The organism is Phycicoccus sp. Root563 (assembly GCF_001427915.1).
Classification (GTDB): domain Bacteria; phylum Actinomycetota; class Actinomycetes; order Actinomycetales; family Dermatophilaceae; genus Pedococcus.
Map to the genome: position 1 here is coordinate 2,579,130 of NZ_LMGM01000001.1, position 23,372 is coordinate 2,602,501.

The window sequence follows — 23,372 nt, forward strand, 5'->3', positions numbered from 1 at the left end:
CGGTTCGAGGGTGTCGAGACAGGTCACGCGGTGGGAACCGGTCGGGCGTCGTCGCCCGCTCGGGCCTCCAGCGTTGCCCGTGCGCCGACGTCGTGCAAGCGTTCCAGCGCAGCGGTGTACGCCGTGGCGAAGCGTTCGTCCTCGGCGAGGTCCCCGAACAGGTCGCGGTCCCGGATGAACGCCAGCGGGTCCTCGCCCTGTCTCGCGGCCGCGGCCATGACGCGGTCCTTGAGCCGGTCCACGACCTCGATCGGCTTCCCCTGCTCGTCGCGCCCCTCGGCGTACCTCGCCCACGACGCCACCACGAGCGCGGACCTCTCGATTTCGCCGCCGTCGCGCAGGTTCGCCCGGATGACCGGCACGAGCCACTTCGGTATGCGGTCGGAGGACTCCGCGCAGAGCCTCGCCAGCGTGTCGCGCACCTCGGGGTTGGCGAACCGCGCGACGAGCTCGTGGCGGTAGGCGTCGAGGTCGACGTCGGGCACCGGCGGCAGGGTCGGGCTGCCCTCGCGCTCCATGTAGGCGAGCAGGAAGCCGGCGAACAACGGGTCCTGGCAGACCTCGTGGGCGTAGCGGTAGCCGGCGAGGTGGCCGAGGTAGCACAGCGCCTGGTGGCTGGCGTTGAGCAGCCGCAGCTTCATCAGCTCGTACGGCACGACGTCCTCGACCATCTGCACGCCGGCGTCCTCGAACGGGGGGCGCCCCTGCCCGAACCGGTCCTCGAGCGCCCACTGGGTGAAGGGCTCGCACACGACGGGCCAGTCGTCCTGGACGCCGAACTCCTCGCGCAGCCGCTCGATGTCCTCGGGAGCGGTGACCGGCGTGATCCGGTCGACCATGCAGTTGGGGAAAGCGACCTCGGTCTCCATCCAGTCGGCGAGGCCCGGGTCCTTGAGCCGCGCGAACGCGCAGATCATCCGCCGGGCCACGTCGCCGTTGTCGGGGAGGTTGTCGCAGCTCATCACGGTGAACGGCGCGCGCCCCTCGTCCCGGCGCCGGGCGAGGGCAGCCGTGAGGTAGCCGAAGACCGTGCTGGGGACGGCGCCGTCGACCAGGTCGGCCTGGATCGACGGGTCATCGGCGTCGAACTCCCCCGTCACCTGGTTGACGAGGTAGCCGCCCTCCGTGATGGTCAGCGACACGATTCGGGTGCGTTCGTCGACGAGCCGGTCGACCACGGCCTGCGGGTCGTCGGGGGCGAACAGGAGCTCCACCACCGACCCGATGACCCGGGGCTCGCGCCGACCGTCCGGGTGCTTGACGACGAGCGTGTAGAGGCCGTCCTGGGCCTTGAGCGTGTCGATGATGCGGCGGTCGTGGGGGAGCGCCCCAACCCCGCACAACCCCCAGTCCAGGGCCTCGCCGTCGTTCATCAGGGCGTCGAGGTACATCGCCTGGTGGGCGCGGTGGAACCCGCCCACGCCGAAGTGGACGATGCCCGCCGTCACCTGCGACCGGTCGTAGGCCGGGCGGGCCACCCGGGGGTCCAGCTCGCCGAGGTGGGCCTCGGCGAGCCGGACGGGCGTGGTCCCCATTACTTGACGGCCCCCATCGACAGGCCCTGCACGAGCTTGTCCTGCGCGGCGAACCCGGCGGCCAGCACCGGGAGCGACACCACGAACGACGCTGCGCAGACCTTGGCGAGGAACAGGCCCTGACTGGTCACGAACCCAGTCAAGAACACCGGCGCCGTTCCCGCCACCGTGCTGGTCAGCACGCGGGCCAGGAGCAGCTCGTTCCAGCTGAAGATGAAGCAGATCAGTGCTGCCGAGGCGATCCCCGGCATGACCACCGGGGCGACGATGTCCTTGAGCGTCCGGGTGAGGGACGCCCCGTCGACCGAGGCCGCCTCGAGCATCTCCACCGGCACCTCGGCGAGGAACGAGCGCAGCATCCAGATCGCGATCGGCAGGTTCATCGAGGTGTAGAGCAGGATCAGCCACCAGATGTTGTCGAGCAGGCCCACCTTCTGCGCGAAGAGGTAGAGCGGGAGGATGCCGGCCACGATCGGCAGCATCTTGGTGGAGAGGAAGAAGAACAGCACGTCCGTCCACTTCTTCACCGGACGGATCGACAGGGCGTAGGCCGCCGGGAAGGCGAGCAGGAGCACCAGCGCCGTCGACAGGATGCTCGCCGTGAGGGAGTTGAGCAGGGGCGGCCAGGGTCCTGCGTCGAAGAAGGAGCGGTAACCGTCGAGGGACAACGGCGCGAACACGTCAGGGGGGTTCTTGGCGGCGTCGTTCTCGTTGTGGAACGACGTGAGGACCATCCACAGGACGGGGAGGGCGAACAGGAACCCGATCACCCAGGCTGCGCCGGACAGCAGGATCCCGGAGCGTGGCGGCTTCGCGTGCCGGACCTCGGTATGGCGCGGCGTGCCGGAGGACGTCCCCGGGTCCGAGGTCCCGGTGCTCGAGGTGGTGGTGCTCATCAGGACTCCTCCTTGAACAGGCTGAACGCGGTGCGCAGGGCTGCGGTCGCGATGAGGATCGTGCCGATCACCACGACGACGCCGGCCGCGGAGGCCCGCCCGTAGTCCTGGGCGGTGTAGAAGGTCTGGTAGATGAAGTACGGCAGGTTGGCCGTGCCCAGACCACCGCTGGTGATGGTGAAGACGTGGTCGAAGTTCTGCACCACGTAGATGGCGCCGAGCAGACCCGACAGCTCGATGTACTGGCGCAGGTGCGGCAGGGTCATCGAGCGGAAGATCTGCCAGGCTCCCGCGCCGTCGATGCGGGCGGCCTCGACGACGTCCAGCGGCCGGCTCTGCAGGCCGGCGAGCAGGATGAGCATCATGAACGGCGTCCACTGCCAGACGAGCGCCGCGATGATCGCGATGAGCGGGTTGTTGGTGATCCAGTCCGGCTGGGGGGCGTTGTCCCCGAACACGGTCTTGAGCAGCCCGTTGAACAGTCCGTACTCCGGGTTGTAGAGCGCGTGCTTCCACAGCAGTGCCGCGGCCACGGGGACGATGAGGAACGGCGTGATCATCATCGTGCGGACGATGCCCTGGCCCCGGAACTTGCGGTCCAGCAGGAGCGCGATGCCGAGTCCCAGCACCAGGCTGACCAGAACGACGGAGACGGTGAGCAGGATCGTGACGAACACGGCCTGGCGCGTGTTGGTGTCGGTGAAGACGCGGGCGAAGTTGTCGAACCCGGTGAAGCCGCGCTCGTCCGGGTAGTAGGCGTTCCAGTTCATGAACGAGATGACCAGGGTCGCCACGAAGGGCAGCTGCGTCATGACGATCACGAAGATCAGGGCCGGCAGCAGTGGCGCCCTGCGCGCCCAGTCGCCCGAACGGCGCAGGGCCTTGCTGGGCTCGGGGTTGCGGACCTGCTCGGTCGGCGGTCTCGTTGCGGTGCTCGACGACATCACTGCCCCCTCGACTGGTAGCGCTCGGCGACGTCCTCGGCGAGCTGTTGGCCCTTGTCGAGGGCCTCGTTGACGGTGATCTTTCCGGCGATCGCCGAGCTCACGTCCTGGCTGACCTGCGTGCCGAGGTCCGGGAACTCGGGTATGTCGACGAACTGGATCCCGATCGCCGGTCGCGGCTGGGCTCCCGGGTTCTCCGGGTCGGCGGCCTCGATGGCGGACCTGGTCGGCTCGGCGAAGGCCGACGCGACCTTGAGGTAGTCGGCGTTCTCGTAGGTGGAGGCCCGCTTGCCGGCAGGCACCTTGGTCCAGCCGAGCTGGGAGCCCACGAGCTCCTCGTACTCCTTGCTGCTCGCCCAGGAGATGAACTTCCAGGCGTTGTCCTTCTTGGTGCTGGCCTGCTGGATGGACCACGACCAGGCGTAGAGCCACCCGGCGCTGTCGGTCTTGACCACGGGGGCGGGGGCGTAGCCGAACTTGCCCTTGGTGGGCGAGTCGTCCGCCTCGAGGGAGCCGGCGGCCGAGGTGGCGTCGTACCACATGGCCACGTTGCCCTGGACGAGGTTGTTGAGGCACTCGGTGAAGCCCGCCTGCGGCGCGCCCTTCTCCCCGTGGGCGCGGACGAGGTCGACGTAGAACTGGACGGCCTGCTTGAACTCGGGGGAGCTCACACCGGGGGTCCAGTTCTTCTCGAACCACGTCCCGCCGAAGGTGTTGACCACCGTGGTGAGGGGAGCGAAGATCTGGCCCCAGCCGGGCTGCCCGCGCAGGCAGATGCCCTTCATGCCCGGCTCGGCGCCGTCGACCTTGGCGGCGATGTCGGCGACCTCCTGCCAGGTCGGTTTGGCCGGCATGGTGATGCCCTTCTTCTCCAACACGTCCTTGCGGTACATGAGGAAGGACGACTCGCCGTAGAAGGGCTCGCCGTAGACCTTGCCGTCGCTGGACAACGAGGTGGTCATCGGCTTGAGGATGTCGCCCTGGTCGAAGGCCGTGTCCTTGGCGAGGTACTCGTCCAGGGGCGCGATCCACTTGGCCTTGGCGTAGATCGGGATCTCGAAGTTGCTCAGGGAGGCGACGTCGTACTGGCCGGCCTGGCTGGAGAACTCCTGGCTGATCTTGTCGCGGACGTCGTTCTCGGGGAGCACGGTGTAGTTGACCCGGATCCCGGTCTTCTTCGTGAAGTTGTCGGCGGTGAGCTTCTGCAGGTCGACCATCTGCGGGTTGTTGACCATCAGCACGTTGATGCTGTCCGCCCCACCGCCGCCGACTCCGCCGCCGCCCCACCCGGCACACGCCGAGAGGCTGAGGGCCAGGCCGATCGCTGATGCGACCAGCGCGGCCCGGGAGTTTCGACTACGCACGCGTCCTCCTCCGTCGCCTTTGACGGCTCTCGTTTGACTCGCGCTCATATGAGCGCAATGATGCCCAAACGAGTACCTTGAGTAAATCGACGCACCCGGTACCTGTCAACGGTGAGGATGGGCGACATGGCGCAGGACGGACCCGCCGAGCTGGTGCTGCTCGCTGCCGTGGCCCGCCGCCACTACCTGCACCACCGGTCGAAGGTGGAGATCGCCGACGAGCTCGGGATCAGTCGCTTCAAGGTCGCCCGGCTGCTCGAGTCGGCCCGCGACCGCGGCCTGGTGCGGATCGAGATCGTCCGCCAGGGCTCGCTCGACGTGGATGCCTCCGCCCGCCTGCAGGAGCGCTTCGGCCTCGCCCACGCCGTCGTCGTGGACACCGCCGACGCCGACCCGGGCGCGGTCCGGCAGCAGCTGGGAAAGGCCGCGGCCGACCTCCTGTCGGAGGTGCTCGTCGAGGACGACGTCCTGGGGCTGCCGTGGTCGCGCAACGTGCACGCCATGGTGGGCGCCCTGACGTCACTGCCGCGGGTCGAGGTGGTGCAGCTGACGGGGGCGATCGCGCTGCCGGACTTCGACAGCAGCGCCGTCGACATCGTGCGGCGGGCGGCTCGTCTCGGGGGTGGGAAAGCCCGTGTCTTCTACGCGCCGTTCGTCCTCGACACCAAGGCCAGCGCCGACGCCCTGCGCCGCCAACCCGCCGTCGCGGAGGGTTTGGCGCGGGCCTCGGCGGTGACCAAGGCGGTCGTCGGGATCGGGCACTGGAGCGCTGGCGGGTCCACCATCCACGACCTGCTCGACGCTGCCGAGCAGCTCGACCTCGCGAGTCGCGGGGTGGTCGGCGAGCTGGCCGGCATCTTCTTCGATGCAGACGGAAAACCCTTGCGCCCCAAGGTCGCTGCGCGCCTGATCACCATCGACGCGGAAGCCCTGAGCGGCATACCGGAGGTCATCGCGGTGGCCTCCGGCCGGGCCAAGGGCGCCGCGGTCCGGGCCGCCCTCGAGGGCCGCCTCGTCCAGGGCCTCGTCGTCGACCACGAGCTCGCCGACAGCCTCCTGGCCGACTGACCTCCGCGTCCCCAGCTGCTCAGGAGGCGAGGTCGGCGCCGGGCCGTCAGGGCGTCCCGACACGCCCGGGGCCTTGCGCAGTCGCCCTGTCCTCTGGCATGGTCGAAACAGATTTGTAAGCGCTTTCAACGAGGAAGGCAGCCTGATGGCCACCAGTTCGGGACACCCGACGAGACACCCCGCGGGGGCGACGATCTACTCCGTCGCCGAGCGCGCCGGCGTCTCGATCGCCTCGGTGTCCCGCGTGCTGCAGGGCTCCCAGGCCGTCTCCGAGAAGACCCGCAAGCGGGTGCTCGAGGCCGCCGAGGAGCTGCGCTACGTGCCACTGGCTGCCGCCCGGAGCCTCGCCGTGCGGCACCACGAGGCCCATGGCCTCGTCCTCCCCGAGCTCTCCGGTCCCTACTACTCCGAGCTCCTCATGGGCTTCGAGTACCGTGCCGCCGAGCTCGGGCAGAGCGTCGTCCTGATGCTCGCCGAGGGCAAGGCCGACCTGCCCCGAGCCGTGCGGAAGCTGGCGACCCGCGTCGACGGCCTCGCGATGCTCGGCTCGTCCGCGATCCCCGACGAGACGGTGACGGCCCTCGGTGGCAGCAAGCCGGTCGTCCTCATCGCCGGTGACGAGAGCGCCGACGTCGACACGGTCCGCTCGGAGAACACCTCCAGCGCCCGCGAGATCACCGAGCACGTCCTGCGCCACGGTCGCCGTCGCGTCCTGTTCGTCGGTGACCCCGCGTCCGGTCCCGACATCCGCGACCGGTATGCCGGGTTCGTCGCCGCCCACGCCGCGGCCGGGATCGTGGCGGCGGAGGCCGTGCCCGTGGCGCTGCGCGAGGACGACGGCACCGCCCTCGCCGACCGCCTGCTGCGCGGTGACCTCGAGGCCGATGCCCTCGTCTGTGCCAACGACGAGCTCGCCCTCGCCGTCATGGTGCGGCTGCGCGGCAGCGTGCTGCGCGTCCCTGAGGACGTCGCGGTCGTGGGCTGGGACGACGTGATGACCGCTCGCTACGTCGAGCCCGGGCTCACGACGGTCCGCCAGCCGGTGCGCGAGCTCGGCGCCCGCGCCTCCGACCTCCTCCACGAGCGCATCACCGGCTCGGCCGCCCCCCGCGGCGCCCAGATCATCCCGACCCACCTGGTCATCCGCGCCTCCTGCGGCTGCCCGCCGCCTCCGGTGGCCGTCCGCGCCCAGCCCTAGGGCGCCCCGCGTGACGCCCCATCGGCGCACGCCACTGCCTTCCCGTCCGTCCCCCTCACCCCGATGAAAGAGAGACACCCCGATGAGACGCACCTCTGCGATCGCGGTCGCCACCATGACCGCCGCCGCCCTCACGCTGACCGCGTGCGGCCGTGACAGCGGCGGCAGCGCCGCCGCCGAGACCGGCAAGGACATCAGCTCCGGCAAGGCCACGGGCACGATCACGGTCTGGGCCATGGGCGCCGAGGGCGAGAAGCTCCCGGCCCTGGCCAAGGACTTCGAGGCCGCCAACCCGGGCGCCAAGGTCAACGTCACCGCCATCCCGTGGGACGCGGCGCACGACAAGTTCACCACCGCCATCACGGCGGGCAAGACGCCCGACGCAGCCATGGTCGGCACCACGTGGATGGGTGAGTTCGCCGGTCTCGGGGCGCTCGACCCGACGCCCAAGTCGATCGACACCTCGCAGTTCTTCGAGGGTGCCCAGAACACCACCAAGGTGGGCGACACCTCGTACGGCATCCCGTGGTACGTCGAGACGCGCCTGGTCTACTACCGCACCGACCTCGCCAAGAAGGCCGGCTTCACCGAGGCCCCCAAGACCTGGGAAGAGCTCAAGGCGATGGCCAAGGGCATGCAGACCAAGGCCGGCGCCAAGTGGGGCATCGGCCTGCAGGCCGGCGGCACCGGCTCCTGGCAGACCGTGATGCCGTTCGCCTGGTCCAACGGCGCCGACCTCACCAAGGACGGCGGCAAGGGCTACAACTTCGACTCCCCGGAGATCAAGGAAGCCGTCGACTACTACAAGAGCTACTTCGACGAGGGCATCTCGGACAAGGCCGCCCCGGCGACCCCGACCACCGAGCCCGACTTCGCCAGCGGCAAGGTCCCGATGTTCATCTCCGGCCCGTGGATGATGTCCGCGGTCGAGAAGGTCGGCGGCGCCGGCTTCAAGGACAAGTACGCCGTGGCCCCCATGCCCACGAAGAAGACCTCCTCGTCCTTCGTCGGCGGCTCGGACTTCGTCGTCTTCAAGAACTCCAAGCAGCGCGACACCGCCTGGAAGTTCACCCAGTTCCTGGCCGACCCGAAGACCCAGGCCAAGTGGTACACCCAGTCGACCGACCTGCCGTCCGTGCAGAGCGCGTGGCAGGACCCGTCCATCGCCGCCGACAAGAAGCTGGCCGTCTTCGGTGAGCAGCTCAAGACCGCCCAGGCCCCGCCGTCGTTCGCGACGTGGGAGCAGGTCGTCGCACAGTTCGACACCGAGCTCGAGAAGATCACCAAGCAGGACGCCGACACCAGCGCCTCGCTGAAGTCCGTCCAGTCGCAGGCTGAGTCCATCGGGACCGGTCAGTAGTCATGGCCGCCACATCAGAGGTCACCACTCGCGGGGAGGCCGACCCGACCGGTCGGCCGCCCCGCGGGGGGACCGCGAAGTCGCGCAGGGGTGGCGCGTTCGGTGAGGGCCGGGCCGCCTGGATCCTCGCCCTGCCGTTCTGCCTCCTGTTCCTCACCTTCACGGTGTGGCCGGTCATCCAGTCCCTGTTCATGAGCATCACGGACACGCGGGCCCGGGACCTCAAGACCCCGTTCGCCGTCGACATCGTGGGCCTGGACAACTTCACCAAGGCGCTCTCGGACGACCAGTTCCTCCAGGCCGCCCGCAACACCGCCTACTTCGTCCTCGTCGGGGTCCCCCTGACCCTGACGATGGCGCTGGCCGCCGCCGTGGTCCTCGACCGCGGGATCACCAAGCTGCGCTCGGTCTTCCGCCTCGGCTTCTACCTCCCGGTCATCACCTCGATCGTCGCCGTGGCCGTGGTCTGGCGCTTCCTGCTGCAGGAGGACTCCGGGCTGATCAACACCGTGCTCGGCTGGTTCGGCATCAACGGCCCGAACTGGCTCGGTGACCCGAACTGGTCGATGCCCGCCCTGATCCTCATGGCGTCGTGGCGCAACTTCGGCACCGCGATGATCATCTTCCTGGCCGGCCTCCAGGCCGTGCCGTGGATGCTGCACGAGGCAGCCGCGATCGACGGCGCCGGTGCGTGGCAGCGGTTCCGGCACATCACGCTCCCGATGCTTCGACCCACCATCCTGTTCGTCTCCGTCACCACGGGCATCGGCTACCTCCAGTTCTTCGAGGAGCCCTTCGTGATGACCAACGGTGGCCCGCTGAACAGCACGATCTCGATGTCGATGTACACCTACAAGCAGTTCGGCTTCGGCAACTACGGGTATGCCGCGTCGCTGAGCTACATCATCTTCATCGTCATCGCGGTCGTCACCGCCATCCAGTTCCGACTGCTGCGCGAGAAGGACTGATCGCCATGACCACGACCACGGACAAGGCCACGACGCCGGTCCCCGCCCCGAAGTCCACCCGCGGCCGGTTCGGCCGTACCCCGCGGCCCACCGAACCCGTCGGCACCAACGCGACGATGGCGGGCAGCAAGCAGTCCAGCCGCTGGTGGCTCTACGGCATCCTCAGCCTCTGCCTCGTCGCCGTCGTCGCACCGTTCGCCTGGATGGTGCTCGGCAGCTTCAAGAGCGAGGGTGAGCTGCGCCAGACGCCCCCGACCTGGTGGCCGCACTCCGCGTCCCTGGACAACTACACGCAGCTGTTCTCCCGACTCGACTTCGGCACGTACTTCACCAACTCCATCGTCGTGGCCGTGGCGGTCACCGCCGGCAACCTGCTGTTCTGCTCGATGCTCGGCTACGCCCTCGCCATGCTCGACTTCAAGGGCAAGAAGGCGCTGTTCAGCATCGTCATGGCGACGCTGATGATCCCCGGCGTCGTGACGTTCGTGCCGTTGTTCGTCCTCGTGGCGAACGCCGGCCTCATCGACACGCTGCCCGGCCTGATCCTGCCCTTCCTCGTCAGCCCGTTCGGCGTGTTCCTCATGCGGCAGTTCATCTCGGGGCTCCCGCGTGACCTGCTCGACGCCGGGCGCGTGGACGGTGCCGGTGAGCTGCGCATCTTCGCGCGGATCATCCTGCCCCTGTGCGGACCGGCCCTCGCGACCCTCGGGATCCTCACCTTCCTCGGCAGCTGGAACAACTTCCTGTGGCCGCTGGTGGTGGCGCAGTCCGAGAAGACCTACACCCTTCCCGTCGCGCTGGCGCTCTACTCCAAGGGCCAGAACAGCACGAACTACGGCCTGCTCCTCGCCGGCGCGACCGTGGTCGTCATCCCCGTCCTCGCGGTGTTCCTCGCCTTCCAGCGCAAGTTCATCGAGGGCATCGCCACCACCGGCATCAAGTGATCCCGGCGCCACCGCGCCACCAGCACGGCACCACGTGACCGATCCCGACAAAGGAGTCTCACCCATGCCCCAGCTCCACGTACCCACCCAGTCACCGCTCGTCATACCGGACTCGGCGGCCTCCGCCCTCTCCGCCGCCGGCCGCGTCGCACCCAGCCGTCGCCAGCTGCTCGTCGGCGCGACCGCCGCCGCGGCCGTGGGCCTGACCACCCAGCGCGCCTCGGCCGCTCCGGCTGCTGCAGCCGCCGCACCCGTGGTGCTCGGTGGCGCTGCCGGCGCCGGCGTGCAGAAGGACCGCGTCCGGCGCTGGGCCAAGGACACCTGGCACAGCCTCGTGGCCATGACCGACCCGAAGACCGGCCTCCCGGCCGACAACATCAACGAGGGCCTCACCGCCGCTGACCGCTCCGGCTACACGTCGCCGACGAACATCGGTGGCTACCTGTGGTCGGCCGTCGTGGCCCGCGACCTCGGCATCATCTCGCGCGGCGAGTGCACCCGTCGGCTGCGCCAGACGCTGTCGACCCTGCTCCGCATGGAGCACCACGAGCCGAGTGGCATGTACTACAACTGGTACGACGAGGCGACCGGCGCCAAGCTGACGTCCTGGCCCGGCACGGGCGACCGGGTGGACCCGTTCCTCTCGAGCGTCGACAACGGCTGGCTCGGTGCCGCGCTCAAGGTCGTCATGACCGCCGACCCCGGCTCCGCGCCCCTGGCGAAGAAGCTCTTCGGTCGGATGCGCTGGGACAGCTTCTACGACACCAACGCCTCACGGAAGCCGGGCCTGATGCACGGCGGGTTCTTCGTCGTGCAGCCCCCGAACCGGACCGACGGCTTCTACGGCAACCACATCGGCGTCGGCCCCGACGTCTGGCTGACGAACCACCACTACGACACGACCGTGTCCGAGACCCGCATCACGAGCTACCTCGGCATCCTCACGGGGCAGGTCCCGGCCAACCACTACTTCGCGATGTGGCGCACCTTCCCGGCGACCTGCGACTGGGCCTGGCCCGAGTCGCAGCCGGTCGGCGAGAACCGCACCTACCTCGGTGTCGACGTCTACGAGGGCGCCTACACCTACCGCGGGATGCACATCGTCCCCGGCTGGGGTGGCTCGATGTTCGAGGAGCTCATGCCCGACGTCTTCGTCCCCGAGGCGAGCTGGGCCCCGCGCAGCTGGGGCCTCAACCACCCGTTGCACGTGCGCGCCCAGCGCGAGCACGGCCTCGACGAGGCCGGCTACGGCTACTGGGGCTTCTCGCCCGCCAGCGACCCCTTCGCCGGGTACCGCGAGTACGGCGTCGACCGGCTCGGCATGAACCCCGAGGGCTACTTCTCCGACAAGGAGAAGACCAACGTCGACGTCGGCTTCGGCGAGTGCCGCGCCGGGACCAACCCCACGCCGAAGTTCGGCGACGGTGTCGTCACGCCGCACGCCTCGTTCCTCGCGATGATGCACGAGCCCCGGCAGGCGTTCACCAACCTCGCTAAGATCGAGGACGAGCTCAAGGCCTACGGCAAGGGCGGCTTCTTCGACGCCGTCGCCGTGCACTCCGGCACGATCGCCCGCCGGTACCTCTCGCTCGACCAGGCGATGATCATGGGTGCCATCGGCAACGTGTTGGCGGACAACGTGATCCGTCGTGCGTTCAGCACCCGTGACGTCGAGCGCCGACTGCGCCCGGTCATCGGCGCGGAGGAGTTCGGCGCCGGCATCGCCTGACCGGCACCACCCCAGAGACGTGCGTGGTCGGGGTTCCCCCCGCCCCGGCCACGCACCCCCTCCACGAACACGACGCAGACCCCTCGAGAGGACCCTCCATGCAGCCGGCCCGCCAGACCTCACCCGATGGTGTCGAGTACCGCGACCTCAACGGCAACGGCCGGATGGACCCCTTCGAGGACCCCCGTCTCCCCGTCGAGCAGCGGGTGGAGGACCTGCTCGGCAGGCTGTCCCTGCAGGAGAAGGTGGGCCTGATGTTCCAGACGGTGATCGAGGCCGGTGCCGACGGCACGGTCCTCGAATCGCCCGGGGCGATCAGCAAGTCCCCCACGAGCGAGGTCGTGCTGACCAAGCACCTCACGCACTTCAACGTGCACCACCTCGAGGACGCGCGCCTGGCGGCCCGGTGGCACAACGCACTCCAGGCCCTGGCCGAGCAGACGCCGCACGGCATACCCGTGACGGTCTCCACGGACCCGCGCCACGCCTTCATCGAGAACTCCGGGGTCTCCTTCAGCGCCAAGGCGTTCTCCCAGTGGCCGGAGCCGCTCGGGCTCGCGGCGCTGCGCGACGTCGACGCCGTGCGCGAGTTCGGCGACGTCGCCCGGCAGGAGTACCGCGCGGTCGGGATCAGGGCCGCCCTGCACCCGACGCTCGACCTCGCGACCGAGCCGCGCTGGGCCCGGCAGGCCGGCACGTTCGGCCAGGACCCTGACCTGGTGACCGAGCTGGGCGTCGCGTACCTCCTTGGCTTTCAAGGGGATTCGTTGGGTCCCGACAGCATCGCCTGCACCAGCAAGCACTTCCCCGGCGGCGGCCCGCAGAAGGACGGCGAGGACGCGCACTTCCCCTACGGCCGCGAGCAGGTCTACCCGGGCGGTCGCTTCGCCGACCACCTCAAGCCGTTCCCGCCGATGATCGAGGCGGGCACCGCCGGGATCATGCCCTACTACGGCATGCCCGTCGGGCTCGAGATCGACGGCGAGCAGATCGAGGAGGTCGGCTTCGGCTACAACCGCCAGATCGTCACCGGCCTGCTGCGCGAGAAGCTCGGTTACGACGGCGTCGTCGTCACCGACTGGGAGCTCGTCAACGACAACCACGTCGGTGACCAGGTCCTGCCGGCGCGCGCCTGGGGTGTCGAGCACCTCGACCCCCACGGCCGGATGGAGCTCATCCTCCACGCGGGGGCGGACCAGTTCGGTGGCGAGGAGTGCGTCGACCTCCTCCTCGACCTCGTCAAGGAGGGCCGGGTGACCGAGGAGCGCATCGACGAGTCGGCCCGCCGCCTGCTCGCCGTGAAGTTCCGGCTCGGCCTGTTCGACGACCCCTACGTCGACGAGGAGCTGGCTGCCCGCACCGTGGGCCGAGCCGACTTCCGGGCCGCCGGGCACGCCGCCCAGGCGCGGTCGGTCACCGTCCTCCAGAACGGCACGGACGCCCTCGAGGCACCGCTCCCGCTGGCCACCGGCGCGCGCATCTACGCCGAGAACGTGTCCACCACGGCCATCGAGGCCGTCGGGGTGCCCGCGGCCAGTCCTGAGGGCGCCGACGTCGCGGTCGTGCGGCTGCACGCGCCGTTCGACGCGCGCAGCGACCTGTTCCTGGAGTCGTGGTTCCACCAGGGCTCGCTGGAGTTCCCGCCCGGTCTGGTCGCCCGGCTGGCGCGCATCGCGGCCCACTGCCCGCTGGTCGTGGACGTCATCCTGGACCGGCCGGCCATCGTCACGCCGCTGCTGCCGTTCGCGGCGGCGGTGGTCGGCAGCTACGGCTCGAGCGACACCGCCCTGCTCGACGCCCTGACCGGGGCCGTGGCCCCGCAGGGCCGGCTCCCGTTCGACCTCCCGCGCTCGATGGAGGACGTCCGCCGGCACGGCGAGGACGTGCCCGGGTTCGAGGACCCGCTCTTCGCGTTCGGCCACGGCCTCACGGTCGGCGCCGCCGCCGCTGTCGGCGCTGGTGTCGGCGCTGGTGTCACCGACACGACCGATGCTGTCGACGACACCGTCAGGACGGCCTGAACCCCGGGGTCGGTTCGGGTCTACCCATTCGAGCATCTGTCCCTTTATGTTTAAGCCGTGAATCCATCACAGGCGGCTCCCGGCTCGCAGGCGTCCCTGCGTGAAGCCAACCGTCTGCGTGTCCTCGAGGCGCTGCGCGACCAGGGGGCGATGACGCAGGTCGAGATCGCGGGGTTCACCGGCCTCAGCCCGGCCACCGTGTCCAACCTCGTGCGGGACCTCGACACGGCGGGGGCGGTCGAGCTCGAGCCGAGCATCCGCAACGGCCGGCGGGCGGTCCTCGTGTCGCTGGCCACCGGCAACACCCTGCTCGCCGCGATCGCCTTCGGCGACCGTGACGTGCGGGTGGCGATCGGCACCGGGCCGCGCGACATCGTGGGCCGCCAGCGCATGCCGCTGCCTGCCGACCACGCCGCGGACGAGGGTATGGAGCGGGCCTCCCGCCTGCTGCTCGACCTGGTCGAGAAGGCCGGCAAGACGATGGCTGACGTGCGCGCCGTCGGGATCGGGATCCCCGCTCCGGTCGACCGCATCTCCGGCCAGGTGGGCAGCGAGAGCATCCTGCCCGGCTGGCGCGGGGTGGCCGTCGCCGACGAGATGGCGGGTCGCCTCCACGCCCCGGTGATCGTCGACAACACCTCCAACCTCGCTGCCCTCGGTGAGCTGAGGTGTGGTGTGCTGCAAGGGGTTCAGCACGCGGTCTACATCAAGCTCTCGCACGGCGTCGGCGCAGGGCTCATCCTCGACGGTGAGATCTTCCGCGGGGCTGCCGGCACGGCGGGCGAGATCGGCCACATGACCATCGACGAGAACGGCCCGGTGTGCCGCTGCGGCAACCGCGGCTGCTTGGAGACCTACATCGGTTCGCGGGGCCTGCTCGAGGTGCTGGCCGCCTCGCACGGCCCGCTCAGCCTGCGCGACGTCATCCACCGGGCGCTCGACGGCGACCCCGGCTGCCGGCGCGTCCTCGAGGACGCCGGACGCCACCTGGGGGTGGCCGTGGCTGGCGTCGTCAACCTCGTCAACCCCGAGGTCGTCGTGCTCGGCGGGCAGCTGGCGAAGGTGGGGACGATCATCACCGGACCCCTGCGCGCCTCCCTCGAGCGGTGCGCCATACCGAGTGCCGCAGCGTCCGTCGAGGTCGTGCTCGGCGAGCTCGACACGGACGCCGACGTGGTCGGTGCCCTGGTCTCGGCCGCCGCCCTGCTGCCGGCCAACGAGGGTGTCCTCGTCGGTGCCGCGTCTATTTCTTGAATTCAACTCTTGACGCCAAGCGGGTGACGGCGCTTAACTCGACCCAAGCCCGCACCAGAGTGGATGCCGGTGTCTGACCAAGGGAGTTCAGCTATGCCCACCCGTTCCGTTCGTCTCGCCGGGGCCGCTCTCGTGGCTGGCCTCGGCCTCGCAACGATCGCTGCCTGTGGCAGCGGTGACGACTCCTCCGGCGGCTCGTCCTCGAGCGGCGGTGGCGCCAAGGCCAAGAAGATCGCCTTCCTGCTGCCCGAGTCCAAGACCACGCGCTACGAGACCTTCGACCGTCCCCTGTTCGAGGCAGCCGTCAAGAAGGACTGCGCCGACTGCTCGATCATCTACAGCAACGCCGACCAGGACGCGAGCAAGCAGCAGCAGCAGGCCGAGGCCGCGCTGACGCAGGGCGCCAACGTCCTCGTGCTCGACCCGGTGGACGGCAAGGCCGCAGCGGCCATCGCCGCCAGCGCCAAGGGCCAGGGTGTCCCGGTCGTGGCCTACGACCGCTTCATCTCCGGCGTCGACTACTACGTCTCCTTCGACAACGAGAGCGTCGGCAAGCTCCAGGCCCAGACCCTGGTCGACATCCTCAAGAAGGACGGCAAGACCTCCGGCGACCTGGTCATGATCAACGGCTCGCCGACCGACCCGAACGCCGCCAGCTTCAAGAAGGGCGCCCACAGCGTCATCGACTCCAGCGGCTACAAGGTCGCGGCCGAGTACGACACCCCGGACTGGAGCCCCGACAAGGCGCAGGCGTGGATGGAGGGCCAGATCTCCGCGGTCAAGGGCAACCTCGTCGGCGTGTACGCGGCCAACGACGGCACCGGCGGTGGCGCCATCGCCGCCCTCAAGGCCGGCGGCGTGAAGCCCCTGCCGCCCGTGACCGGTCAGGACTCCGAGATCGCCGCCATCCAGCGGATCCTCGCTGGTGACCAGGCCATGACCATCTACAAGCCGATCCCGCCGGAGGCCGAGGCTGCCGCCAAGGCCGCGATCGCCCTGGCCAACAAGCAGAAGCCGGCCTCGACGACCGACACCGAGGGCGTGCCCTCGACGATCCTCGACCCGATCGCCGTCACCAAGGACACGATCAAGGACACCATCGTCAAGGACAACGTCTACAAGGTCGCCGACATCTGCGCCGGTTCGTTCGCCGCGGCGTGCACCGCTGCCGGCATCAGCTGACGAGCTCCGTCCACGGGTGGGAACGCGCCGACCGGCGCGTTCCCACCCGCAGGCACACCCGGCCCCCCAGACTCGGGCCGTGACCCCCTCGAGAACCACCGGAGGACTGACATGACCGCGACTCTCTCCCCGGCGACGACAGCAGTGCTGTCGCTGACCGGTGTCAGCAAGCGCTTCGGTGCCGTGCAGGCGCTGAAGGACATCGACTTCGACGTCCACGCCGGAGAGGTGGTCGCCCTCGTGGGTGACAACGGCGCCGGCAAGTCCACCCTCGTCAAGACCATCGCCGGGGTGTACACCCCGGACGGCGGCACGATGACGTTCGACGGGAAGCAGGCCACGGTCAGCAGCCCGGCGGAGGCCCAGCACCTCGGCATCGCCACGGTGTTCCAGGACCTCGCGCTCTGCGACAACCTCGACGTCGTGGCCAACCTCTTCCTCGGCCGCGAGCTCTACACGGGCCGCGCCCTCGACGAGGTGACCATGGAGCAGGAGTCCTGGCGGCTGCTGCGCCAGCTCAGCGCGAAGATCCCGTCGGTCCGCATCCCCGTCGCGAGCCTCTCCGGTGGCCAACGACAGACCGTGGCCATCGCGCGGTCGCTGCTCGGTGCGCCGAAGGTGGTCATGCTCGACGAGCCGACGGCCGCGCTCGGTGTCGCCCAGACCGCAGAGGTGCTGAACCTCGTGGAACGGCTGCGCGAGAACGGTCTCGGCGTCATCCTCATCAGCCACAACATGTCCGACGTCATGGCCGTCGCCGACCGCGTCAGCGTGCTGCGCCTCGGCCGGAACAACGGCACCTTCGCCGTGAGCCAGACGACCAGCCAGGAGATCATCGCCGCGATCACCGGCGCGACGACCAACGCCGTCTCCCAGCGGGCCGCCCGCCGCGAGTCCAGCCCGGCCACCACCCCGGACGGCACCCCGTCCACCTCGGAGGAGCAGTCATGAGCGCGCCCACCCCCACGCCCGAGGCGCAGTCCGCCGACACGACCGCGGCCCTTCCCGCGGACCTGCAGGACGAGCGCCTCATCGCCTCGCAGGGGGTGTCCGGATTCCTCCGGGCGTTCCTGTCCCGGCTGCGCAGCGGTGACCTCGGGTCGCTGCCCGTCGTCGTCGGCCTCATCGTCATCTGGGGCGTGTTCCAGCTGGCCAACGACGCCTTCCTCTCCAGCCGCAACCTGGTCAACCTCACGCAGCAGAGTGCAGCCACCGGGACCATCGCGCTCGGCATCGTGCTCGTGCTGCTGCTCGGCGAGATCGACCTGTCCGTCGGCTCGATGAGCGGCCTGTCCGCGGCGATCCTCGCGGTCGGCTTCGTCGGCCACGGCTGGTCGCTGCCCCTGGCCATCCTCGCCGCCCTGGCCTCCGGCGCCGTCATCGGTGCGGTGTACGGACTGCTGTACACCCGGTTCGGTGTGCCCAGCTTCGTCATCACCCTGGCCGGCCTGCTCGCCTTCCTCGGCCTGCAGCTCAAGGTGCTGGGCAAGGAGGGGTCGATCAACATCCCGTTCGACTCCGGGCTCGTGAAGTTCGCGCAGGCGAGCTTCCTGTCGGACGCCGTCGCCTACGTCCTCGTCCTCGTCGTGGTCGCCGTGTACGTCGCGACGCGGCTGCGCGCCAACCAGCGCCGGACCGCTGCCGGCCTGTCCACGACCCCGGTGGTCGCCCTGGCCGTCCGCGCCGTCGCCCTGCTCGTGCTGCTCGGCATCCCGGTGTACGTGCTCAACCGCGACCGCGGCGTCTCCTACATGTTCCTGCTGTTCGTCGCGCTGGTCGTCGTCTTCGACTTCGTCATCCGCCGAACCCGTTGGGGCCGTTCGGTGCTCGCCATCGGCGGCAACGTCGAGGCTGCTCGGCGGGCCGGCATCAACGTGCGCCGGATCTACGTGACGGTGTTCGTGTTCTGCTCGACGCTGGCCGCGCTGGGTGGCCTCCTGGCCGCCGGTCGACTCGCCTCGGCCAACCAGGGCAGCGGCGGTGTGGACACCAACCTCAACGCCATCGCCGCAGCCGTCATCGGTGGCACGAGCCTCTTCGGTGGTCGTGGCACGGCCTACTCGGCGCTGCTGGGGATCCTCGTGATCCAGTCGATCTCGAACGGCCTCAGCCTGGTCAACCTCGGTTCGCCGGAGCGCTACATGATCACCGGTGGCGTCCTGCTGCTCGCCGTGATCGTCGACTCCCTGAGCCGTCGCAGCCGCGCCGCCCACGGTCGCGCCTGAACCTCGCCTGCACGCAAGACGCCGGTTGCGCGGCATACCTCGGGTCGTCGTCCCGCGGGATGCCGCACAACCGGCGTCTTGCCGTGTCGGGTCGGGTCGGTTGTGTCGGGTCGGGACGGCGTGGGTCGGTCAGCGGGCGGCGAACGCCTTCGCCTGGCGCGCGGACCAGGCGCGGTCCGCTGCGTCGATGCTGGCCCGGCTCGACAGGTCGACCCCGGCGCGCTGCGCTGCAGCCCTGATCGCCGGCGAGCCCAGGTCGGGGATGCGGACGACCTCGGGCGCGATCGTGGAATCGGCTGCGGCGTAACGGCGCTGCTGGTCGGCCAGGTGGCTGCTACTCGCCCGGGCAGTGCGCAGGTCTGCCGCAGAGACCTTGAGGCCACTCCCTGTCAGAGGAGTGCTGACGAGCGGGGCGTACCCGTCGCGGTGGCCGGCGACGTTCGGGTGGTAGCTGTCGCTGATGGGGTTGGACAGGCCGTTCAGCCACTCGACCGAGTCGCAGACGGCGTGGCCGGTGAAGCGGCTCGTGGGGTTGACGAAGCTGAACCCCCGGGCCGACGCGGCGGACGAGATCTTGCTGTTGAGCAGGTCGGCGGTGGAGTTGAGCCGTGACTCCTCGGCCGGGGAGAACCACGTGAACGCGTTGCAGTCCTCGCCCATGAAGATGCGCGGGTACCCGACCACGACGACCTTGGCGTTCGGCGCCTTGGACCGGATCGAGGAGTAGAGCGTTGCCAGCCGGCTGGGGATGGTGCCGTTGATGATCGACTGCGCGCCGTCGATCGCGCCGTTGCAGTCGCTGGCCCACCCGGGCTGGGCGCACTCGGTCAGGACGTCGGCGAACCCGGCGTCGTTGCCGCCCACCGAGATGCTCACCTGGGTCGTGGACGCGGAGAGTGCACTGAGCTGGGTGCTGGTGACGTCGGCGACCGTGGCCCCCGAGCAGGCGCGGAAGTTCAGCGTCAGGCCCTTGCTGGCCGAGACCAGCGACGGGTAGGCGTAGACCGACCGCTGGCACGAGGTCCCGTCGTTGATGTAGGTGCGGGTCCCCGTGCCCGAGGAGTACGAGTCGCCTAGTGCGACATAGGATCCCGCGGCATTCGCGGGTGCTGCTGACAACGTGAGCGCCGTGCCGGCCACCAGGGCCGTGATCGCGCCGAACGTCCGGGTCATCGCCATTGACACTCCCTGGTCCACTGGAACGGTGCTCCGCACAGTAGGCGGGGTGGGTGCTTTGTGGCGGTTCGGCGCTGAACCCTTGCCAACTCCTTACCGCCCTCTGACCGAGACAAAGGCCCCTCGGCGCAGGGGGAGCGGCCCTGACAGACTCGTCGACGTGTGGCGTGAACTGCTGGTCGGAGTCGCGGCGGGCCTGGTCGTCACCTGGCTCGCCCTGCTCGTCGCGCTCGTCGCGGTCCGCCCTCGGGGTTCGTTGCTGGGCGAGTCGGTGCGACTGCTGCCCGACCTCCTGCGCCTGGTGCGTGACGTCGCCGCCGACCCGGTCCAGCCGCGTGGTGTCCGGGTGCGCCTCGGGCTGCTGCTGGCCTACCTCGCGATGCCGTTCGACCTCGTGCCCGACTTCCTCCCCGTCATCGGGTATGCCGATGACGTGGTCGTGGTCGTGTGGACCCTGCGCTCGGTGGTCCGGACCGTGGGTCTGGACGAGCTGCGACGTCACTGGCGCGGAACGTCCGACGGTTTCGCCGCCCTGTGCCGGGTGGCCGGACTGCGAACCACCCCCTGACCTGCGCGGATGTCGCTCCAGCAGTGGCGCCGACCCGCGAAGTGCAATAGGAAGGTGAGGGCGGCGAGTGTCGCCGACCGCGCGGCCTGGCCCCAGGCCGGCCCCGACAGACAAGGGAGAACAGCGATGAGCGAGACCCCTCTCGACCCCACGGAGACCGAAGGCCCGGCTGACGGCGGTGCGAACGCCGGAGGCCACGACGGCGGTGCCGATGGCGGCGCGGACGGCGGCGCGGGCGAGGGCCCGGCCGACGGTGGCGCGAACGCGGGCGGCCACGACGGTGGCGCCGACGGTGGCGCTGATGGCGGTGCCGACGGTGGCGCTGACGGTGGTGCCGATGGCGGCGCTGGCGAGGGCCCGGCCGACGGTGGCGCCAACGCCGGTGGCCAGGACGGTGGTGCCGACGGCGGCGCGAGCTAGGCGGCCCGGTCCACCGAGCCACTTCGACCTGTGACAGCGACGACCAGCAGCAGGGTGCCCGCTCCGCCGAGCGGGCACCCTGCCCTGCGCCGAATCGTCGCGATCGACGCGGACACCTTCGCCGCTGAGCACTGGGGGGCCGAGCCCCTCCTCACTCGGGCCCGAGACCTGCCGCTGCCGTTCGACGACCTCTTCTCCGAGGCTGCGGTCGACGAGCTCATCTCCACGCGCGGTCTGCGGACGCCGTTCCTGCGGATGGCCAAGGAGGGCTCGACCCTGAACGACCGCGCCTTCACCCGGGGCGGCGGCACCGGCGCCGCGATCGCCGACCAGGCCAGCGACGACCTCGTGCTGCGGCAGTTCGCAGACGGCGCGACCCTCGTGCTGCAGGGGTTGCACCGGACGTGGGGGCCGGTCGTCGAGTTCGCCCAGCAGCTGGCGGCCGACCTGGGCCACCCGACCCAGGTCAACGCCTACGTCACCCCGCCGCAGAACACCGGGTTCAGCGACCACTACGACGTCCACGACGTGTTCGTCCTGCAGGTCTCCGGGACCAAGCGGTGGCGGATCCGCCGGCCCGTCCTCGACAGCCCCCTGCGCCACCAGCCGTGGACCGACCGCCGAGCCGCCGTCGAGGAGGCCGCGCGCGAGGTCCCCATGATCGAGACCACGCTCGAACCCGGTGACTGCCTCTACCTCCCGCGCGGCTACCTCCACTCGGCCACTGCCCTGGGTGGGGTGAGCACCCACCTGACCGTCGGGGTGCACTCCTGGACCCGTCACCACCTCGCCGACGAGATGCTCAAGGCCGCCCTGTCCAGGGCGGCGCAGGACCCGGCCGTCCGCGCGTCGCTTCCGCTCGGCACCCCTCTCGCCGACCCCGCCGCGCGGGCCGCCGACGTGGAGCTCGTGCGAGCCGCCATACAGCGGGCCGTCGCGGAGCTGGACGCCACGGACCTGTCCGCCGCGCTGTCGGCCACCCTGCGCGGCGCCCAGCGGGCGGCGCCCCTCGGCCCGCTGGCCCAGCACGCGCTGGCCCAGGACCTCGACGAGCAGACCGCCCTGCGGATGCGGCCCCACCTCGAGGCCGACTTCACCCTCCATGAGGGGTATGCCGTGCTGACCAGTCGCGCGGCCACGCTGCGGATCGAGCCGGGCGAGGTCGACCGGGTGCGGGCGTTCCTCGACGAGGGTGGGGCGACGGCGTCGCTGCTCGGCGTGGACCTGGCCCGTCGGCTGGTCATCGCCGGCATCGCCGTCCCGGCGTGACGACGCCCCCGCACTGCGCCACCGAGGCCCGGGTCAGGGGCGACTCCCTGTCGGCGTCCGCGGCACCGGCACTGCGGTGGCTGCTCGTCGAGCACGACGGGCCGTGGCTCCCGGCGGCCTTCAGCAGCCCGGGGCTCGAGGGGCCGGTCGGCCGCGCCCTGCACGATGCCGCCCTCGCGGTCCGGGGGCGGGCGCTGCTCATCCGTCGCCCCGGCCGGCGGCCGCACCGGGAGGTGCGTTCCTGGGTCGTCGTCGACCGGGACGGCACCCAGCAGTGGGGCAGCTGGCGCCATCCGGAGGACCTCCTCGGCGCGGCCGAGGTGATGCGCTCCGGTCCCGAGCCGCCGCCGACCGCCCGGGCGGGCTCGACGCCGCCCCTGGTCCTCGTCTGCACCCACGGGCGACACGACCTGTGCTGCGCGGTCCGTGGGCGACCCGTCGTCGCCGCCCTGGCGCAACGGTGGGCCGACCGCACCTGGGAGTGCTCGCACATCGGCGGGGACCGCTTCGCGCCGAACGTGCTCCTGCTGCCGGACGGGGCGTACTACGGCAACCTCGACGCCACGTCGGCCCTGCGGGTCGTGGAGGCGCACCTGCGGGGAACCGTGACCCCGCACCACTTCCGCGGGGTGTCCACCCACCCACCCGCGGTGCAGGCCGCCCTCGGAGCGGTCCTCACCGACTACGGACCCGCAGGGTTGGGTGACGTCCGTGACGCCCTCTGCGAGGAGCTCGGCGACGAGTCGTTCCGCGTCACCGTCCTCGGCACCGGCCGGCTGCCGGTGCTGGTGCAGGCCGACGTCGCCCGGACCGTCAGCCCACCGGAGCGGTTGACCTGCCGGGCGTCGGCACCGTCGTCGGCCTACGCCTACACCGTGGGGGCCCTGCGCATCCCCGGCGTGGACGACGCACCCTAGGCGCGCTGCCCCACGCGGACCCGGTTGCCGTCCGGGTCGACGACCTCGGTGTCACGTCCCCACGGGTTGTCCTCGACTTGCGTGCCGAACTCCCGTGCCACCGCGTCGACGTCCGTGACCCACAGGTAGACGAGACCTCCGGGAACGGCGTCCCCGAGGTGCTCGGAGAGGAACACGTGCAGGTCGCCGCGACGGATCGTCATGAACACCGGCATGCCGTCGGCGAAGCGGTGCGAGTGCACGTGCGCGAAGCCGAGGCGCTCCCACCACGGCAGGGCAGCGGCCGCATCGGCCACGCGCAGGATGGGGACGATGCTCTCGGTGGTCGCCATGG

Annotated in this window: 21 protein-coding genes; 15 read left to right on the top strand and 6 right to left on the bottom strand. The window is 70.5% G+C overall.

Annotated elements, in window-relative coordinates; genetic code table 11:
- Positions 1 to 23 precede the first annotated feature (23 nt).
- The 4 genes from ASD62_RS12235 to ASD62_RS12250 are packed head-to-tail and all read right to left on the bottom strand — an operon-like array spanning position 24 to position 4,739.
- Entirely contained in the window at positions 24 to 1,535 is a 1,512-nt protein-coding gene (locus ASD62_RS12235) for a mannitol dehydrogenase family protein (RefSeq protein WP_056916199.1), read from the bottom strand.
- On the bottom strand, positions 1,535 to 2,431 hold the full coding sequence (locus ASD62_RS12240) for a carbohydrate ABC transporter permease (RefSeq protein WP_082580765.1): 897 nt from the start codon (positions 2,429 to 2,431) through the stop codon (positions 1,535 to 1,537). The genes ASD62_RS12235 and ASD62_RS12240 overlap by 1 nt, the downstream gene beginning before the upstream one ends.
- Positions 2,431 to 3,375 (bottom strand): carbohydrate ABC transporter permease, encoded by a 945-nt coding sequence (locus ASD62_RS12245; protein WP_056916200.1) that lies wholly within the window; start codon positions 3,373 to 3,375, stop codon positions 2,431 to 2,433. Before ASD62_RS12245 ends, ASD62_RS12240 begins: the two co-directional genes overlap by 1 nt.
- Positions 3,375 to 4,739 (bottom strand): sugar ABC transporter substrate-binding protein, encoded by a 1,365-nt coding sequence (locus ASD62_RS12250; protein ID WP_056916201.1) that lies wholly within the window; start codon positions 4,737 to 4,739, stop codon positions 3,375 to 3,377. Before ASD62_RS12250 ends, ASD62_RS12245 begins: the two co-directional genes overlap by 1 nt.
- A 126-nt stretch (positions 4,740 to 4,865) precedes the next feature.
- Here ASD62_RS12250 and ASD62_RS12255 point away from each other — a divergent pair, with 126 nt between their 5' ends.
- From ASD62_RS12255 to ASD62_RS12305, 11 genes are all read left to right on the top strand, one after another.
- Positions 4,866 to 5,807: a sugar-binding transcriptional regulator gene (locus ASD62_RS12255; protein WP_162254764.1), complete on the top strand. Its 942-nt coding sequence runs from the start codon at positions 4,866 to 4,868 to the stop codon at positions 5,805 to 5,807.
- A 145-nt stretch (positions 5,808 to 5,952) separates the two neighbouring features.
- Entirely contained in the window at positions 5,953 to 7,005 is a 1,053-nt protein-coding gene (locus ASD62_RS12260; protein ID WP_056916203.1) for a LacI family DNA-binding transcriptional regulator, read from the top strand.
- 82 nt (positions 7,006 to 7,087) lie between these two features.
- Positions 7,088 to 8,365, top strand: a complete 1,278-nt coding sequence (locus tag ASD62_RS12265; protein WP_056916204.1) for a sugar ABC transporter substrate-binding protein — start codon at positions 7,088 to 7,090, stop codon at positions 8,363 to 8,365.
- A gap of 2 nt (positions 8,366 to 8,367) precedes the next feature.
- A complete protein-coding gene (locus tag ASD62_RS12270; protein ID WP_082553226.1) occupies positions 8,368 to 9,333 on the top strand; it encodes a carbohydrate ABC transporter permease in 966 nt (321 codons plus the stop codon).
- A 5-nt stretch (positions 9,334 to 9,338) separates the two neighbouring features.
- The gene (locus tag ASD62_RS12275; protein WP_082553225.1) at positions 9,339 to 10,277 is read left to right on the top strand and encodes a carbohydrate ABC transporter permease; all 939 of its coding nucleotides are present in this window, start codon (positions 9,339 to 9,341) and stop codon (positions 10,275 to 10,277) included.
- 64 nt (positions 10,278 to 10,341) lie between these two features.
- Complete coding sequence (locus ASD62_RS12280) at positions 10,342 to 12,006, top strand: glucoamylase family protein (protein WP_082553224.1); 1,665 nt, start codon at positions 10,342 to 10,344, stop codon at positions 12,004 to 12,006.
- 98 nt (positions 12,007 to 12,104) lie between these two features.
- Complete coding sequence (locus ASD62_RS12285; protein ID WP_082580769.1) at positions 12,105 to 14,027, top strand: glycoside hydrolase family 3 protein; 1,923 nt, start codon at positions 12,105 to 12,107, stop codon at positions 14,025 to 14,027.
- Positions 14,028 to 14,084: 57 nt separating this feature from the next.
- A complete protein-coding gene (locus tag ASD62_RS12290) occupies positions 14,085 to 15,281 on the top strand; it encodes an ROK family transcriptional regulator (RefSeq protein ID WP_056916205.1) in 1,197 nt (398 codons plus the stop codon).
- Between the two features lie 93 nt (positions 15,282 to 15,374).
- On the top strand, positions 15,375 to 16,463 hold the full coding sequence (locus ASD62_RS12295) for a sugar ABC transporter substrate-binding protein (protein WP_056916206.1): 1,089 nt from the start codon (positions 15,375 to 15,377) through the stop codon (positions 16,461 to 16,463).
- A 111-nt stretch (positions 16,464 to 16,574) separates the two neighbouring features.
- Positions 16,575 to 17,414 carry an ATP-binding cassette domain-containing protein gene (locus ASD62_RS12300; RefSeq protein ID WP_056916207.1) on the top strand — a complete coding sequence of 280 codons (840 nt, stop codon included), beginning with the start codon at positions 16,575 to 16,577 and terminating at the stop codon, positions 17,412 to 17,414.
- Positions 17,411 to 18,688, top strand: coding sequence for a sugar ABC transporter permease (locus ASD62_RS12305; RefSeq protein ID WP_056916208.1), 1,278 nt, complete (start codon positions 17,411 to 17,413; stop codon positions 18,686 to 18,688). Before ASD62_RS12300 ends, ASD62_RS12305 begins: the two co-directional genes overlap by 4 nt.
- A gap of 129 nt (positions 18,689 to 18,817) precedes the next feature.
- Here the strand turns inward: ASD62_RS12305 and ASD62_RS12310 are convergent, their stop codons facing one another.
- A complete protein-coding gene (locus ASD62_RS12310) occupies positions 18,818 to 19,867 on the bottom strand; it encodes an SGNH/GDSL hydrolase family protein (RefSeq protein ID WP_056916209.1) in 1,050 nt (349 codons plus the stop codon).
- 157 nt (positions 19,868 to 20,024) lie between these two features.
- Between ASD62_RS12310 and ASD62_RS12315 the strand changes: the two genes are divergently transcribed.
- The 4 genes from ASD62_RS12315 (at position 20,025) to ASD62_RS12330 (ending at position 23,038) form a co-directional block, all read left to right on the top strand.
- Complete coding sequence (locus ASD62_RS12315) at positions 20,025 to 20,432, top strand: YkvA family protein (protein ID WP_056916210.1); 408 nt, start codon at positions 20,025 to 20,027, stop codon at positions 20,430 to 20,432.
- A gap of 126 nt (positions 20,433 to 20,558) precedes the next feature.
- A complete protein-coding gene (locus ASD62_RS12320; protein WP_056916211.1) occupies positions 20,559 to 20,852 on the top strand; it encodes a hypothetical protein in 294 nt (97 codons plus the stop codon).
- Between the two features lie 30 nt (positions 20,853 to 20,882).
- Positions 20,883 to 22,121 (top strand): JmjC domain-containing protein, encoded by a 1,239-nt coding sequence (locus tag ASD62_RS12325; protein ID WP_082580773.1) that lies wholly within the window; start codon positions 20,883 to 20,885, stop codon positions 22,119 to 22,121.
- Positions 22,118 to 23,038, top strand: coding sequence for a sucrase ferredoxin (locus ASD62_RS12330; RefSeq protein WP_056916212.1), 921 nt, complete (start codon positions 22,118 to 22,120; stop codon positions 23,036 to 23,038). Before ASD62_RS12325 ends, ASD62_RS12330 begins: the two co-directional genes overlap by 4 nt.
- Here the strand turns inward: ASD62_RS12330 and ASD62_RS12335 are convergent.
- Entirely contained in the window at positions 23,035 to 23,370 is a 336-nt protein-coding gene (locus ASD62_RS12335) for a glyoxalase superfamily protein (RefSeq protein ID WP_056916213.1), read from the bottom strand. The two genes, ASD62_RS12330 and ASD62_RS12335, sit on opposite strands and share 4 nt — an antisense overlap.
- Positions 23,371 to 23,372 lie beyond the last annotated feature (2 nt).

What these genes read in the sequence shown, in the direction of transcription:
- ASD62_RS12255 (WP_162254764.1), top strand. Translation starts at nt 4,866, where the DNA reads ATGGCGCAGGACGGACCCGCCGAGCTGGTGCTGCTCGCTGCCGTGGCC.
- ASD62_RS12270 (WP_082553226.1), top strand. Translation starts at nt 8,368, where the DNA reads ATGGCCGCCACATCAGAGGTCACCACTCGCGGGGAGGCCGACCCGACC.
- ASD62_RS12285 (WP_082580769.1), top strand. Translation starts at nt 12,105, where the DNA reads ATGCAGCCGGCCCGCCAGACCTCACCCGATGGTGTCGAGTACCGCGAC.
- ASD62_RS12320 (WP_056916211.1), top strand. Translation starts at nt 20,559, where the DNA reads ATGAGCGAGACCCCTCTCGACCCCACGGAGACCGAAGGCCCGGCTGAC.
- ASD62_RS12275 (WP_082553225.1), top strand. Translation starts at nt 9,339, where the DNA reads ATGACCACGACCACGGACAAGGCCACGACGCCGGTCCCCGCCCCGAAG.
- ASD62_RS12280 (WP_082553224.1), top strand. Translation starts at nt 10,342, where the DNA reads ATGCCCCAGCTCCACGTACCCACCCAGTCACCGCTCGTCATACCGGAC.
- ASD62_RS12240 (WP_082580765.1), bottom strand. Translation starts at nt 2,431, where the DNA reads ATGAGCACCACCACCTCGAGCACCGGGACCTCGGACCCGGGGACGTCC.
- ASD62_RS12310 (WP_056916209.1), bottom strand. Translation starts at nt 19,867, where the DNA reads ATGGCGATGACCCGGACGTTCGGCGCGATCACGGCCCTGGTGGCCGGC.
- ASD62_RS12300 (WP_056916207.1), top strand. Translation starts at nt 16,575, where the DNA reads ATGACCGCGACTCTCTCCCCGGCGACGACAGCAGTGCTGTCGCTGACC.
- ASD62_RS12305 (WP_056916208.1), top strand. Translation starts at nt 17,411, where the DNA reads ATGAGCGCGCCCACCCCCACGCCCGAGGCGCAGTCCGCCGACACGACC.
- ASD62_RS12260 (WP_056916203.1), top strand. Translation starts at nt 5,953, where the DNA reads ATGGCCACCAGTTCGGGACACCCGACGAGACACCCCGCGGGGGCGACG.
- ASD62_RS12245 (WP_056916200.1), bottom strand. Translation starts at nt 3,375, where the DNA reads ATGTCGTCGAGCACCGCAACGAGACCGCCGACCGAGCAGGTCCGCAAC.
- ASD62_RS12265 (WP_056916204.1), top strand. Translation starts at nt 7,088, where the DNA reads ATGAGACGCACCTCTGCGATCGCGGTCGCCACCATGACCGCCGCCGCC.
- ASD62_RS12295 (WP_056916206.1), top strand. Translation starts at nt 15,375, where the DNA reads ATGCCCACCCGTTCCGTTCGTCTCGCCGGGGCCGCTCTCGTGGCTGGC.
- ASD62_RS12235 (WP_056916199.1), bottom strand. Translation starts at nt 1,535, where the DNA reads ATGGGGACCACGCCCGTCCGGCTCGCCGAGGCCCACCTCGGCGAGCTG.
- ASD62_RS12335 (WP_056916213.1), bottom strand. Translation starts at nt 23,370, where the DNA reads ATGGCGACCACCGAGAGCATCGTCCCCATCCTGCGCGTGGCCGATGCG.